Source organism: Spiroplasma endosymbiont of Cleonymus obscurus (assembly GCF_964273375.1).
In the GTDB taxonomy this organism is placed as follows: Bacteria; Bacillota_I; Bacilli_A; order Mycoplasmatales; family VBWQ01; genus Spiroplasma_E.
The window spans coordinates 369,306-384,403 of record NZ_CAXWWA010000002.1 but is presented as its reverse complement, the minus strand read 5'-3'; the positions used below and the strand labels follow the sequence as shown (position 1 = coordinate 384,403).

At 23.3% G+C, this 15,098-nt stretch carries 13 protein-coding genes and 1 pseudogene; 8 read left to right on the top strand and 6 right to left on the bottom strand.

Annotated elements, in window-relative coordinates:
* Positions 1-33: 33 nt before the first annotated feature.
* Entirely contained in the window at positions 34-1,428 is a 1,395-nt protein-coding gene (locus ACI2WJ_RS02650) for a M17 family metallopeptidase (protein ID WP_400254753.1), read from the bottom strand.
* A 145-nt stretch (positions 1,429-1,573) separates the two neighbouring features.
* Here ACI2WJ_RS02650 and pepF point away from each other — a divergent pair, with 145 nt between their 5' ends.
* The 3 genes from pepF (at position 1,574) to ACI2WJ_RS02635 (ending at position 6,400) form a co-directional block, all read left to right on the top strand.
* On the top strand, positions 1,574-3,412 hold the full coding sequence (gene pepF, locus ACI2WJ_RS02645) for an oligoendopeptidase F (RefSeq protein WP_400254752.1): 1,839 nt from the start codon (positions 1,574-1,576) through the stop codon (positions 3,410-3,412).
* A gap of 129 nt (positions 3,413-3,541) precedes the next feature.
* Positions 3,542-4,531 (top strand): GMP reductase, encoded by a 990-nt coding sequence (locus ACI2WJ_RS02640; protein ID WP_400254751.1) that lies wholly within the window; start codon positions 3,542-3,544, stop codon positions 4,529-4,531.
* A gap of 474 nt (positions 4,532-5,005) precedes the next feature.
* Positions 5,006-6,400 (top strand): hypothetical protein, encoded by a 1,395-nt coding sequence (locus ACI2WJ_RS02635; RefSeq protein WP_400254750.1) that lies wholly within the window; start codon positions 5,006-5,008, stop codon positions 6,398-6,400.
* A 409-nt stretch (positions 6,401-6,809) separates the two neighbouring features.
* On the opposite strand, the gene ACI2WJ_RS02630 is transcribed toward ACI2WJ_RS02635, so the two are convergent.
* Together ACI2WJ_RS02630 and ACI2WJ_RS02625 are read right to left on the bottom strand one after the other, a co-directional pair.
* Positions 6,810-7,472, bottom strand: coding sequence for a hypothetical protein (locus ACI2WJ_RS02630; RefSeq protein ID WP_400254749.1), 663 nt, complete (start codon positions 7,470-7,472; stop codon positions 6,810-6,812).
* Positions 7,473-7,633: 161 nt separating this feature from the next.
* The gene (locus tag ACI2WJ_RS02625) at positions 7,634-7,783 is read right to left on the bottom strand and encodes a hypothetical protein (RefSeq protein ID WP_338958239.1); all 150 of its coding nucleotides are present in this window, start codon (positions 7,781-7,783) and stop codon (positions 7,634-7,636) included.
* 257 nt (positions 7,784-8,040) lie between these two features.
* On the opposite strand from ACI2WJ_RS02625, the gene ACI2WJ_RS02620 reads away from it, so the two are divergent.
* Complete coding sequence (locus ACI2WJ_RS02620) at positions 8,041-9,675, top strand: DEAD/DEAH box helicase (protein ID WP_400254748.1); 1,635 nt, start codon at positions 8,041-8,043, stop codon at positions 9,673-9,675.
* A gap of 11 nt (positions 9,676-9,686) precedes the next feature.
* Here the strand turns inward: ACI2WJ_RS02620 and ACI2WJ_RS02615 are convergent, their stop codons facing one another.
* Together ACI2WJ_RS02615 and ACI2WJ_RS02610 are read right to left on the bottom strand one after the other, a co-directional pair.
* Complete coding sequence (locus ACI2WJ_RS02615) at positions 9,687-9,971, bottom strand: hypothetical protein (RefSeq protein WP_400254747.1); 285 nt, start codon at positions 9,969-9,971, stop codon at positions 9,687-9,689.
* Between the two features lie 126 nt (positions 9,972-10,097).
* The gene (locus ACI2WJ_RS02610) at positions 10,098-10,718 is read right to left on the bottom strand and encodes a ribonuclease H family protein (RefSeq protein WP_339039162.1); all 621 of its coding nucleotides are present in this window, start codon (positions 10,716-10,718) and stop codon (positions 10,098-10,100) included.
* Between the two features lie 225 nt (positions 10,719-10,943).
* Between ACI2WJ_RS02610 and ACI2WJ_RS02605 the strand changes: the two genes are divergently transcribed.
* From ACI2WJ_RS02605 to ACI2WJ_RS02590, 4 genes are all read left to right on the top strand, one after another.
* Positions 10,944-11,129, top strand: coding sequence for a transposase (locus ACI2WJ_RS02605; protein ID WP_400254746.1), 186 nt, complete (start codon positions 10,944-10,946; stop codon positions 11,127-11,129).
* Positions 11,063-11,971 (top strand): IS3 family transposase, encoded by a 909-nt coding sequence (locus ACI2WJ_RS02600; protein ID WP_400255234.1) that lies wholly within the window; start codon positions 11,063-11,065, stop codon positions 11,969-11,971. Before ACI2WJ_RS02605 ends, ACI2WJ_RS02600 begins: the two co-directional genes overlap by 67 nt.
* Before the next feature lie 514 nt (positions 11,972-12,485).
* A complete protein-coding gene (locus ACI2WJ_RS02595; protein WP_281748502.1) occupies positions 12,486-12,635 on the top strand; it encodes a hypothetical protein in 150 nt (49 codons plus the stop codon).
* Positions 12,636-12,717: 82 nt separating this feature from the next.
* Entirely contained in the window at positions 12,718-13,728 is a 1,011-nt protein-coding gene (locus ACI2WJ_RS02590; RefSeq protein ID WP_400254745.1) for a hypothetical protein, read from the top strand.
* Between the two features lie 83 nt (positions 13,729-13,811).
* Here the strand turns inward: ACI2WJ_RS02590 and ACI2WJ_RS02585 are convergent.
* Positions 13,812-15,052 (bottom strand): annotated as a pseudogene (locus ACI2WJ_RS02585) (IS256 family transposase).
* Between the last annotated feature and the right edge of the window lie 46 nt (positions 15,053-15,098).

Below are 15,098 nucleotides of genomic sequence, written 5' to 3'. Positions count from 1 at the left end.
GAATAATTGTTATGATTATTCCTTTTTATAACTTTATTTACTTGTACTATAATTTTTCATATATTGAACTAATGTTTTAATTAATACACCCATACCACGATCATTTTTATAAGCAGTTCCCGCAATATCTAAATGTAAAAATGGTTTATCTTCACTAAATTCTTTTAAAAATGCAGCAGCATTTGATGAACCACCATATGGATCTTTAGAAAGATTACTTAAATCAGCTATTTTAGATGAACGCATATTTAAAATATTTTGTTGATGAATTGGCATTCTTCAAATTTCTTCATTAGTTTGTTGTGATGATAAATCAAAATCATTAAATAATTTATCATCAGTAGCAAAAACACCAGTCATATAACTACCTAATGCAACTAGCATTGCACCAGTTAAAGTTGATAATTCAATAATACGATTTGCTTTTCCTTTACGTAAAGCATATGTCATACCATCTGCTAATACCAACCTTCCTTCGGCATCGGTATTATTAATTTCTACAGTTTTACCATTCATTGAAGTAAAGACTGTTTCTACTAAAGTAGCATGACTACCAATCTTATTTTCTGTTAAACAAGCAACAGCTACAAAGTTTATTTTTAATTGTAATTTAGCAGCAGCAATGGCAGCATTACATACACTAGCTGCACCCGACATATCAAATTTCATACCTTTCATTGCTGAAGAAGGTTTTAGTGAATAACCACCACTATCAAAAGTAATTCCTTTACCAACTAATCCTAAAATATCATCGGCATGCTGTGGATCACCTTTATATTCTAAAACAACAACACGAGCATCAAAATTACTTCCAGCATTAACTGCTAATAATAAATTCATATTTAGTTCTGTTATTTCTTTTTGCCCTAAAACCTTTACTGATAAATTTTTAATACCTTTTGCTGCATCTTGAATTTTTTTTGCAAAAACTTCGGGATATAACAAATTAGGTGGCATATCTTGGAAATTACGTGCTAAATTAATACTTTCTCCTTGAATTTCGATTTGTTGTTGTGAAGTATAGTTAGGGAATTTTGCTGTTGAAACAACATTATATTTAACTTTTTTTTCTTCATTGTTTTTACTTTTTAAAGTATATTCTTTAAAAGTACCGAATCATAATGCTTCATATATAGTTTGTAAAAGTATACTTTCATCTAAATTACTCGTAACAAAAGATTTGACATCAATATCCAAATCTTGACTATTATTACTACTAAAATTTACAAAAAAATTATAAACATCATTACGAGTTAAGCCCTTACTATCACCTAAATATAGGTAATAAGTTTTATCTTCAGAAATTAATGTTAATTTATTTTTTTCTTTAGCAATCAATTCATGAGGAACTTTATCAGCAAATACCGCTGTTAATTTTAATTTTAATTCAAGTTTACTACTAACATTAAGTAGAATATTTTTATCCATATTTTCACTCCTAAATGGTAATATTAAAATAATTACAATATATCTGAATTAATATTTTCAAAAATTACAACAAAAATAGATAAGTTAAACAATATTATTGTATTATTATTGTATTGTAATATTACCATAGAATGGAGCAAAAACTATGAAGCGTTCTGAATTAAATGAAAAAGATAAAAAAAAGTACTGCTGAGATTTTAAGCATTTATTTATTAATAATGACTCTTGAAAAAAAGCTTTACCTGAGTTTGATAAATTTGCCAATCAACTTTTAACTTTTAAAGGAAAATTAAATAATATTGATAACTTTAAAAAATATTTAGCAATTAGCAAAGAAATATCAATGTTAGGGTCTAAAGTTGTGCAATATTTACATTATGGAGATTTAGATCAAACTAACTTAGAATTGCAACAATTATCTAGTTTATTTGCGACTCAACAAAGTAAGTTATCGGAAAAGTTAGCATGAATTGAACCAGAAATCAAAACTATTGGTTTACAAACTATTAAAAACTGAATTAATAATGACCCCTCATTAATGATATATAAACATGATATGGAAGTTTTCTTTAAATTTGAAAAATTTATTTTAAGTGAGCACGATGAAACTTTACTAAGCAAAGTTAGCAAATCAAGAAGTGCTGCTGGTGGTTTATATGATAGTTTGGTTTATGCTGATAAACAAAAAACAATGTTTAATTATCAAAATAAAGAACAAGAATTAACACAAACTTTATATTTAGACATTTTAGAAAATAGTAATCCAGTAAAAGATCAACAATTAAGAATTGATATTTCAAAAAAATTTTATGAAGATATTAAAAATAAAAAACATTCATTAGCACAAGTTTATGAAAGCATTTTAGAAGTAGCTGTTGAAGAAATAAAAATTCGTAACAACGATAAAGAAAAAGATAATAAAAAACATTTAACTACTTTAGAATATAGTCTATTAAGTGATGATGTACCATTAATGCTATATGAAAATTTAATAAAAACAGGACAGAAACACGCTATTTTAGTAGAAGAATTTTATAATTTAAAACGTAAATTTTTTAAATTTAAAAAATTTTATAGTACCGATACTAGTTTAAAAATGACAACAATACCAACCAAAAAATTCAGTGTTGAAGAAGGTATTAATTCAGTCAAAGAAATTTTAAGTATCTTAGGTGATGAATATTTAGAGCAATTAAACTTAGCATTATTACCAGGTAGAATTGACTATTATGAAGACACAAATAAACGAACTGGTGCTTATTCAACGGGTGGTAATGGCGTAGAACCCATTATTTTAATGAATTGAGATGATACTATTAATTCACTTAATACACTAGCTCATGAATTAGGTCATTCTGTTCACACCCTATTTTCAGAAAAATATCAAAAATATCCAAATGCTGACTATCCAATTATTTTAGCTGAAGTTGCTTCAACAGTTAATGAACATCTAGCCTTTGATTATTTATATAATAAAGCCTCAAATAATCAAGAACGCATTTACTTACTACAAACTCATATTGAAACTGTAATTGGTACTTTTTTTCGTCAAATTCAATTTGCTGAATTTGAATGAGAAGCACATAAATTAGTAGAAAAAGAAGTGCCATTAAACGCCGATATTTTGGCTGATTTATTTGAAAATACAGCTAATAAATATGGACAAAAAGCATTAGATAAATACGAAGAAAAAGCAAAAGGATACTCATGACCACGAATTCTTCATTTTTTCCACTCACCTTATTATGTTTATAAATATGCTACTTCAATTACCGTTTCTTATAAACTTTATGAAGATGTTAAAAACGGCAAAAAAGAAAATTTACTTAACTTTTTAAAAGCCGGTGGCAGCAAATATCCATTAGATATTTTAAAAGATGCGGGTGTTGATTTAACACAAATTGATGTTTATAACCCATTAATTACTAATTTAAAGAAAATGATTAATCAATTATCAGACTTAATTAATAATAAAGATAATTAAATTGCAAAAAAATAATATATAATACTAATGGTGTTTTAGTCCTTTAGCATTTTATTTAAAACGTTATAAAATAATATGTACATATTTTGACTATTACAATTAGTAAAGACTAAGGAGAATAAATAAAAAATGAATGTGAAATTTGATTTTGAAGATATAAATCTAATTGCAAATAAAGGAATAGTTAAATCACGAAAAGAATGTGATACCAGTGTTAAACTAAATGGTTTTACTTTTAAAATTCCAATTATTCCAGCAAATATGAGTGCTGTCATTAACCAAGAATTATGTATTTGATTGGCTAAAAATAATTACTTTTATGTAATGCACCGTTTTAATATCGATCAAATTAAATTTATTAAAAGTATGCACGAACAAAAGTTATATGCTTCAATTAGCATTGGTGTTAAAAAAGAGGATAAAGAGTTACTTGAACAATTAATCAAACTGAATCTAATTCCGGAATTTATTACTATTGATATTGCTCATGGTCATAGTAATGTTATGGAAGAAATGATTAAATTTATAAAAACTACTTTTGCTAAAACAAATACTAAACCTTTTATTATTGCTGGTAACGTTATGACAAAAACCGCTGTTAAAGATTTAGAAAAATGAGGCGCTGATGCAATTAAATTTGGTGTTGGTCCAGGAAAAGCTTGTATTACTAAACTAAAAACTGGATTTGGTACAGGTGGTTGACAATTAAATGCTTTACAAGATGTTGCCAATAGCACCACTAAACCATTAATTGCAGATGGTGGTATTAGATGTAATGGTGATATTGCTAAAGCAATAGCTTTTGGTGCCACTATGATTATGGCAGGAAGTATTTTAGCGGGTTATGATGAATCACCTGGCAAAATTGTTACAATAAATGGTCAATCTTACAAAGAATATTTTGGATCAGCAAGTATTTTTAACAAAGCGGAAGCAAAAAATATTGAAGGTAAAAAAATACTTGTTCCATATAAAGGTTCAATTGCTGATACTTATAAAGAAATGGAAGAAGATTTACAATCTGCTATTTCTTATGCTGGTGGTAAAGATTTATCTGCATTAACAAAATGTGATTATGTTATTGTTAAAGGTACTATTAATAATGGTGATGATCGTTAATAACTTTTAATTTTTCTTTAAAAACAATTCTGGGTACCCAGAATTGTTTTTTATTAAAATAGAAGCAAATCAAACTGCCTATGATGATAATTGAATTCACTGTGATAATTGTTTAATGATATTAAAGAATCTAATAATTAAATTATTTTTAATATTTAAACTACTTTGTCTAAAACTTTTTTTCTGATTTTTTATCATTATTTTATATTTATTTTGATTATATTTCTTTATGATATCATTTTTAATAGTTTTGCTTTTTTAGCTTCTTCCATATTTTTTTCTTTTTAGTTTATATTCAATTATATTTTTAATAAAAAATAAATTAAATAAACTTTATTTAAAATACTAGATAAAAATATATTGTGAAATACGTTTTATTTCTTTATAATAAATATAAAAATTAATATAAGTTTTTTAATCCATTTACTTTCATTTTAAAGTAAATGGTTTTTTTATTTTGAAAGGGATGAAAAAATGATTAATACAGAAAAATTACCTTTATTAAAAATAAATGAACATATTAATTATAATGGAATTAATAATTCACATATATCAATAAATCATAATGATTCATCTAGTACTGAAAGTATTATAACTTTAAATGATGTTCAAATAACAAATGCAAGAGAAAATAATAATTTAAACAATTTATTATTTGATGGTGATTCAGTACATACTATTGTTAATTTTAGCAATGATTGAAGGGATACTGATGATCGTTATGGTGGAAAAACACAAAAAAGATTAGATATTAATGGTAATTGAGAATATAATACGAAATTTATAACAGGTGATGTTTTAAATGAAAAAATAGCAAATATTAATACTCAATTATATTTAATGAAAGAAATTATATTAAATGATGGTGCAGTTATTTTAGAATTATCAAATTTAAATGAAAATAATAAAATTGAAACAAAATATAAAATATACAATAATGAAGAAGAAAGAGAATACAATAATAATTTAAATGACTTGGATTTAACTACTTTTTTACCAATAAATAAAGAAAAACCTAATTTTTTTAAAAAATTTTTAAGTTCAAAATATATGTTTTTACCTAATACAATTTTTTTAAATTTTGCTTTCGGATCAGTATTATTATTTGAAGCTAAAAATTATTTTCATAAAGAAAAGTTACCTGAAAATCTTTATCATAATTTTTGAGATGTATTAATGAGTGGTATTAGTGGTGTTATAGTAATGAATTTATCTTATTTAAATTACAAACTTATTTCTTTAAAAAATAAATGAAAATACTTATCTTTTTCTTTAGTAATTGGTGGTATTAGTATTTGAGATCAATTTTTATATTTACATGTTAGTGAAGAAAATTTCAACTTCATATCTTTTATAGAAAGAATAAGTATCTTTTTTACTAGTATTTTAATTGAAGAATTAATTTTTGATAAAATTGCTCAACCTTGCATTGAAAAATTATGACAAAATTTAAAAAATCAAAACTTTTCAAAAATTATTAAATATGGTAGTACTGTTAGTATGCTTCTTTTTGTATCAATTTTTAAAAATATATTAACTGGTCTTTATGGCGAAGAAAAAGAAATAAATTTAGAAAATATTAAAAAAGCACTTCCACTAACACTATTGACAGTAATTCTTGAAAATACTCTTACTTCTTTTTCTTTTTCTTATTTTGATTGATTTTGAACAAAAATTTCAATTGCAAAAGAAATAGCAACCAATAGTATAAAAGGAATTGAAAGATTTGCTAATCAACAAGCACAAAATTATAGTTTTAAAAAATTAATAAAACAATTTAATTTTCAACCATTTAATGCAAACTTAATAAATGAAAGCGAACCGATAGATCATCCAGATTCAAATCAACCATCTATCCAAGTTATGTAAAAGTAAAGTCATTAACTTCTCTTTTGATGAAATATAAAAAAATAACACATTTTAGTTAAAAATATTAACTGAAAAAATACATTATATAATAATAAAAAAGTGAATTAATAATTCACTTTTTTATTATTACAATTATTTAATATATTAAAACGAAGAAGTAAACCCCCTATCATCGTTATATCCAATTTCATTGAAACAGCGATTAGGATCCATTTCATTTCAAGATACAGCATGTCTAGATGTTGAAGGTTGAGATTGCATAGTTGCTTGATTTCTTAATCCAGAAATCTTTTGTTTAATTTCATATAATTTTGCCTTTTTTTGTTGTTTAATTTCATTGCTTCTATTATTATTAAAACGACCACAACTAATAATAACTCAAAATTTATTAGAAAAATTTCGCCCTCCTTTATCTGTTTCTAATTTTTTGGATTTCTTTTTCTAATTTTTCTAATTGAGCTTGATATTGATTTAACGTTAATTCATATTTATATTTTTGAAATTGTTTATTCAATCAAATAAAAGGAGATTTTAATAATATTTTTATTTGTGTTTTTATACTTTGTGAATTATAAATTTGTCTTACTACTGCAAGACAACCATTAATTTCAATATTTTTTTTATTTATACTAAAATTTAATTTTGCAATTTTTTTATCTATTTTTGCAATATCTAAATTTCTTCTACTCATACTACGATTTAAATCACAAATATTTTCCATCTTCAATTTTAATCTTATTTTTAATCTTGCATCTAAAACCTCTTTTTCTGATTTTAGATTTGGACATAATCATCAATTTTCTTGTTTTATTGAAAAAAATTTATTTGCTATTTCAAGTTCATTTCTAGCAATTTTACAAAATATTCTTTTTGTTTTGTATGTTCTTCTTTCTAACTTAACAGTTAATCTTGCTGTTTTTAATTTTAACTTTGATAAAATTAATTTTTTATTTAAATCATGAGCATTAAAATTTTCAATTTGCTGTTCTATATTTGTTCCTTCAACTTCCAATACTCTTATTTCACTATCTAATTTCTCTTCTCGTATCATTTTCTTTGGATATCTCTTCATCTAATGCCACTATGTTTTCTTTTCATTTTTTTATCATATATGTTGTTTGTAATTGTTTATTTGGTAATTGATTTTTTAATTTTAATATTTCTTCTCTATTTTTTTCTATTTGTTTTTGTATTTCATAAAGTTCATTAATATTTATAATCTTGTCTATTTTTTTAATTTGTTCAAAATGTTTTTTTCTTTCTTTTTCTAATTTTTGTTTTTCAATCTTTAAAACTATTATTTTGTTTTGTTTTTATTACACTATCTATTTTTTTGATTTCTTCTTTAAAAATTTTTGATTCCTTTCTAATTGTTTCTATCACTAACTTCTTCCTTTCTTTTTTATTTAATATAAAAAAAATCATTACTTTCTTAAAAAAATAATAGATTGAAAACTATATTTAGTTTTTCTTTTACATTGTATATAAATATAATAAATTTACATGATATATACATTAATACTATTTTCTATATACAATTCAATAACTTATAATTCTTTTAAAAATAAATTATTTTTTAATTTATATTAATTTTATTATAATATTTAATATCATATACAAACACTAAAGTAGGTTAAATAATGTTAGAAATCATAAGTTTTAATAATGAACATATTACAATTAAAGTGAAAAAAAATAAAAAAGAAATTTTAAATGCACTAGGTATTATTGATATCAATAATACCAATGAATTTAAAATATTTAATACTCCGTTTGCTCTTGAAATACTACTTAAATATACAAATAATAATGATAAATTAAAAAAAATATATGAACACTCACTAATATCATGAAAAAAAATCCAACAAGAAAAAAACTTAAATGATTATCCAGGTAATCCTAAACTAAGACATTATCAACGTGTTGATGTTGCAATTTTAAAAGCAAATAAAAGATTTGGCTTATTTAATGAAATGCGTACTGGGAAAACACCAACTATTTTAACAGCATTATCAGAAATGAAAACTAATAAAATATTATTTGTTGTTCCTAAGTCAACTATTTTATTAACATGGGTTCCTGAAATTAAAAAATGAACTACCTATAATTGTATTACTATTAAAGATACTATTACTAAAGTGCGAACAGAAAAATATAATCAATTTAAAAATAGTAATAATTGTATTTTAGTAGTTTCTAAAAACACTTTTAAAAATGATATAAAAAATAAATTATTAACTAAATTTGATTTTACATTAGTTATTGATGAAGCACATTTTTTAAGAAACTATAAAACTGCACAAAGTTCAACAATTTTGGAAGTTGCAAATAAAGTATCATCAGTTTTTTGTTTAACTGGTACCCCTGCCAATAATCATCCTAGTGATATTTTTGGTATATTAAAAATTATTGATAATAAACTATATAAAAATATTGATTATTGAGATTTTGTTGCTCGTTATTTTGGAATAATTAGAAAACGTATTACCAATTTTGTAACTATTAATATACCAAAACCAAATGTTAAACCACAACTAGCAGCAGAATTTGATTATTTAGTTAAAAAAATATCAATTATGCGCAAACAAATTGATGTACGTAATGAAATGCCAAAAATTATTAAAAATGATTTAATTTTAACTATGCCCAAAGCACAAACCGCAATTTATTATGATACTCTTGAAACTATGAAACAAGAATTATTTTATAATAAAAAATCTAAAATAACTTTTTTACAAATATTTACGAAATTAAGAACTATTTGTTCAACACCTATTAATGAGGGAATGAAAGAATTAGGAGCAAAATTTAATTGACTACTAGACTACTTACATGATAATGAAAATGATTCAATTATTATTTATAGTAGTTTTAGTGATAAAGGAATTAACATTTTAAGTAACATTTTAGATAAACATAAATTAAATCATCAATTAATTACTGGTAAAGTAAATCATGAACAAAGGCTTAAAACTATTAGTGATTTTCAAAGTAAAAAAGTTAAAATTATTTTATGTAATATTAAATCTACTAATGTTGGTATCACATTAGATAAAGGTGATGTTATGATTTTTCTAGATCGTGAATTAAACCCAACCGAAAATGAGCAAGCTGAAAGTCGCTTTTTTCCAACTCAATTAAACGATAATAAAACTAGAGAAATTATTAATTTATATTGTGCTAATACTATCGATTTAAAAATTAGAGACATCCTTAATAATAAAATTGATATTAATAAAATAATTAATGATCAAGGTATTAAATTTTTTGAATAATTTTATTATGTTTAATAAACTAAACGAGGATTAAAAACAAGATCTGCATTATTATTAGGAATGAATTGTTCATCATTAATTTCAAGAATATATTCTTGCAATAAAGGCGCAAATTCGTTTGAAGATTGAAAAGAATGAGTGTTATCAATGATTTGTTGACTTTCAAAAAATTCTCTATAATCACCATTATCTTCTTCATCATTTAAACAACAAAAAAGACCTGAAATAAAACCAAAAAGAGCACCAGTAAAACATCCTGAAAGCACTGTTATAGCTTGAAATAATATCAAATTCAAGAATATTTTGTTCTCTTTTTTGATATAGATCAGAAAGAGTAAACAAACTACCTCCAATAATATTTCCTAAACAAGTTGCTAATATTATTTTTTTATTAATCATGTTATTTACCACCTTTTTAACATTTAAATTATTGGTTTAGACATTTTTTTTAAATTAAATGCTTTTCAAGCAAGAGCATCTGCTTCATCATTATATATATTACCACTATGACCTTTAACTCATTTAAAATAAACATTAACATCTTTTGCTATTTTATCATAAAATGCTTTATATGCCTTTGTTTCTACTTTAGTAGTTTTTCATTCACCAGTACATCATTTACTAATTCCAACATAATCATGACAAATTAAAATTGATTTTATATTATTTTCCAAAGCTAACTGCATTGCCTTTTGTGCACCCATTATTTCTCCAGCAACATTTCTTAATTTTGCTCAATTTTCATCATCAAATTTTTCATAAAATATATCTTTTTTGCCATTATTTAAGAAAACAAGTCCATAAGAAAATTGATTAATTTCTTCTTTAAAACTACCATCAGTATATGCTATTACTTCATATTTATAGTGATTTTCAGATTTTATTTGAATTTTATCATCTAAATAATCTTGAGCTTCTTTTTTAGTTGCAAATTTTTTATACTGAGCACCAGCATAACCTCTAATTTGTGTTTCACATTCATTCCAGTTTTCAAATATTCCAATGACTCTACCTTTTTTTACTGCATAAAATTTACTTGCCATAATTATGACTCCTCTATTGTTTATTTTAATTTTACAATAATATTAAATTTTATCTAATTAAAATTACAACTAAAAGCAAAAATATTGCTAATGCTAATTAGCAAGTGACTTTACTAATTAAATAAAATGGCACAAAAAAATATTTATTATTTTAAAATTTTAATTTTTAAATTTGGGTCATTTGTTAGGATCATTTTCAAATCCTGAATTTTTAGCAAATCATCCATGTCAGTTACAAGAGCAGCTACTTATAAATGAATTAAGCAATTTACAAATTCAGGCAGTTTTAAAACTAAAGATAATCTTTCGGATTTAGAAAAACAATTAATTCAAACAAATAAAGAATTAAAACAATTAAGAATGGAGAATGATATTTTAAAGCAAGCAGCACTAATAATAGGCAGAAAGTAGAGATTATTACAAATAATAAATCTAAATATAAAATTCGTCAAATTTGTCGTTTTTTAAAACTTTCTAAATCAACATATTATTTTAATTTAAAGAAAAAAGAAGATAAAATCAAAACTAATATGTATGATGAAGCTGTTATTAGTGCTTTTAAACAAAATAAAGAAGTTTATGGAACAAGAAGATTAAAAGTCAGTCTAGAAAATAAAGAAATTTATTTATCACGCAAAAAAATTAAAGAAATTATGAATCAGCATAATTTAATATCAAAATACACTAAATTATCATTTAAAAATCATCATAACAAAGTCAATGATAGCCAAATAAGCAATCTTGTGAATAGAAACTTTAATAATAGGCTTAAAAATGAAGTTATTGTTAGTGATTTAACTTATGTTCAAGTTAATGGTAAGTGAAACTATATTTGCTTATTAATCGACCTATTTAACCGCAAAATTATTGGACATAGTGTAGGTACTAAAAAAGATGCATCATTAGTATATCAAGCATTTATGCAATCAAATCGCTGTTTAAAAGATATTCAAATATTTCATAGTGATCGCGGTAATGAATTCAATAATAAAACTATTGATAAACTTTTATTAGCATTCAATATTACCCGTTCTTTAAGCAAAAAAGGTTGTCCTTATGATAATGCTGTTGCTGAAGCAACTTTCAAAACTTTCAAAACTGAATTTATTAATGATAAAAATTTTACATCATTAATCCAATTAAAATTAGAATTATTTGATTATATCAATTGATACAACAACATACGAATCCACAGCACTTTAAACTACCTAACTCCAGTTAAATATCATGAAAAAATGTCTACCAAAAAATAGTCCTAAAAAGGGTTGCCATTCCAATAATGATTTCATAATTAATCACCCTCCAAGTTTTCTCCAATAACTTCTTAAAATTTAAGAAGATAAATATATTTTAGTATTTTTTAAAAAAATAAATAAACAATAAGTTATAAAAAAACAAAGCATTACAATTATCTTTAAATTTAAATTAAATAAAAAGTTATCAATGTACTTGCAAAATGTTCACCGATAACTAAACTATTTTTAAATTGAAACTATTTTTTATTATTAAATTAATCCTCCTCAATTTTTACCAATAACTTCTTAAGTTTAAGAAAATAAATATATTTTACATACTTTTAATTATTTTTTAACACTTTTTTCATAAAATTGTATACTAATAACTTATTAACTAAATCTATTGCACTATTTAAAATAATATAAATTTTAATATATAAAACACTTAAAATATAAAAAAATAATTAATAAAATGATAAAACAGAAATCATGTAAAATGTATAATATAAATTTAAAGGGGGTTAATTAGATTATGCCAATTATTACAACTAAATGCTATATTTCATCATGTGAGAAAGAATATACATTTGACTCTTTATATCGTGATAAATTTATATATTGCAGTGGTAAATGTTATCAACAAGCATTCAATAATACAGTAACAAAATATACACAAAAATAATAAGTTAGTTTTGGAGAGATATTATGAAAAAAGAAAAATTAATAGAATTGATTAACAATAAAATATTATAAGGTTTTTAAAAATGAAAAAAAAGATATTTAAAGAAACTGTTGATGATAATTATTCAACAAAGAAAAGTATTAACTATTATAATAATTGAATGATTATAATTTTTTCATGATTAACAAGTGTAACTTTACTAATTAGTTGAGTTTTATGAATTATTTTCTTTAAAAGAGAAACTACTGATTTATTAATCCTTATTGATAATTTAATCACTAAGAAATTTTTTAAATTCAATTTAACTTTTCCAACTCTGACAATTGCAGTATTGGGTTTTGGTTTCATAATTTTAGGTGTTGTTGCCTTTCCTTTTATTTTTTTAAAAAATAATGATTTTATTTCCTTAATATTAACTAGAATTATGTTATGAATATCATTATTTTTTATTATTGGATCAATTTTATTTTTTTCCTTTGGCGGATATGTTGCTTTTTATAAATTTTCTTCTACGATAACTATTCGGAAAAAACTATTTTTCATTATTCCATGAGGATTAGAATTTTTTTATTTTATAGTTTTAATAATTTCTTGTATATGCTTTATTAAAAAAAGTAGAAAAAAGAAATATATGTTACTAGAAGCAAAAGCACTATATTCACAAAATGAAATTAATCAAAACATAACTTCTTCAACAAATAATGAAGAAGAAACAATATGAACACCACAACAAATTGAAGAAGTATGAAATAAAGGAAAAATTATTAATAATTTTAATCCACAATTATACCGTCGAGATTATGCGGGTGCCTTAATGTTTTGACATAATTTTATTGCACAACCGAAGCTTAATGATCCAATTGAAAGTTTAAATTGAACTATTGTTTATGAACGCCCCACCACAGCAGATGGAACTAATTATATTAAAAATTTAGTACCCATGAATAATAGTAATGTTGTTACTAAAGGTAATAATTTCCCCCATTGAACAACTTCAGTCACTTATGACAGTAAAAAAAATAAAAACATATTTAAAAAGAAGTCATGAAAACATAAAGAAAAAAAATCAAATAGAATAAAAAAACATATTTAAAAAACTAAGTATTTTAATACTTAGTTTTTTAAATAAAGATTGGAGGCTTTTATGTAATCTGTGTATCTTTGTTTTACAAAGTACTAGTTTAGATTAATTCTATCTTCAAATTTTATCATAAAATGAGCAATTGCTGTATTTCAATTTTGAATGGGCATTGTTCATTTTTTTGTTATATTTTCAATTGCTAAATAAAATATTTTAAAAACTGCCATATCATTAGGAAAAACTTTTTTATTTCTGATAATTTTTCGTAATTGACTATTTACAGATTCAATAGAATTTGTTGTATAAATCACTCTTTTAATTTCTGCAGGATAACTAATAAAAACCATTAAATTATCTCAATTTTTATATCAAGATTTAGCAATTTGAGGATAGTGTTTATTTCACTTATTTTCAAAGGATTCTAAAGCCTGCATTGCTTGTTCTTCACTACATGCAGTATAAATTGGTTTTAAATCTGCAACTAGAGATTTTCTATGCTTATATGAGACATATTTCAAACTATTTCTAATTTGATGAACTATGCATAATTGATGTTCTGTTTTAAGATAAACTGATTGTATTGCTTCTGACATGCCTGTTAAATTATCACTGCAGGCAATAAGAATATCATTTAAGCCACGATTTTTCATTTCTGTTAAATTTGCTAATCAAAATTTAGCACCTTCATTTTCACTAATTCATAAACCTAAAACATCTTTTTTACCTTCTAAATCAACTCCTAAAGCTATATAAACTGATTTGTTAATAATGCGTTTATCTTGTCGTACTTTAACTACTATACAATCAAAATAAACAATAGGATAAATGCCTTCTAATGGTCTATTTTGTCATGCTTTGACATCATCAATCACATCATCAGTAATTTGTGACTAATAATACTTTCACTAATATCAGCACCCTGATATAACTCTTGTAACTGCATTCTAATATCTGATAATGTCATACCTTTTGCATATAAGGAAAGAACTTGTTGATCAAAACCATCAAATCTTCTCTGTCTTTTTGGCACTATTACAGGAGTAAAATTACTATTACGATCTCGTGGTACATCAATCTCAATTTTACCTTGTTGAGTTATTAATTTTTTTGAACTTATACCATTACGAGCATTGTCACTATTACTATGTTGATTTTTTTCATATCCTAAATAATTTTGCATCTCAGAATTCAACATTTTTTCAACTAAACGTTTTGTTAATTCTTTATATAAACCCCCTTCTTTAAAAACTGTTGTTAAATCTTCAGTATTTTCTAATAATAAATCTACTGCTTTTGATATTGGATCATTATTATTAAAGTTATCTTTTTTAGCCATCTGTAACTCACTCTTTCTAGTCATTTAATTATATTTACTAGAATTA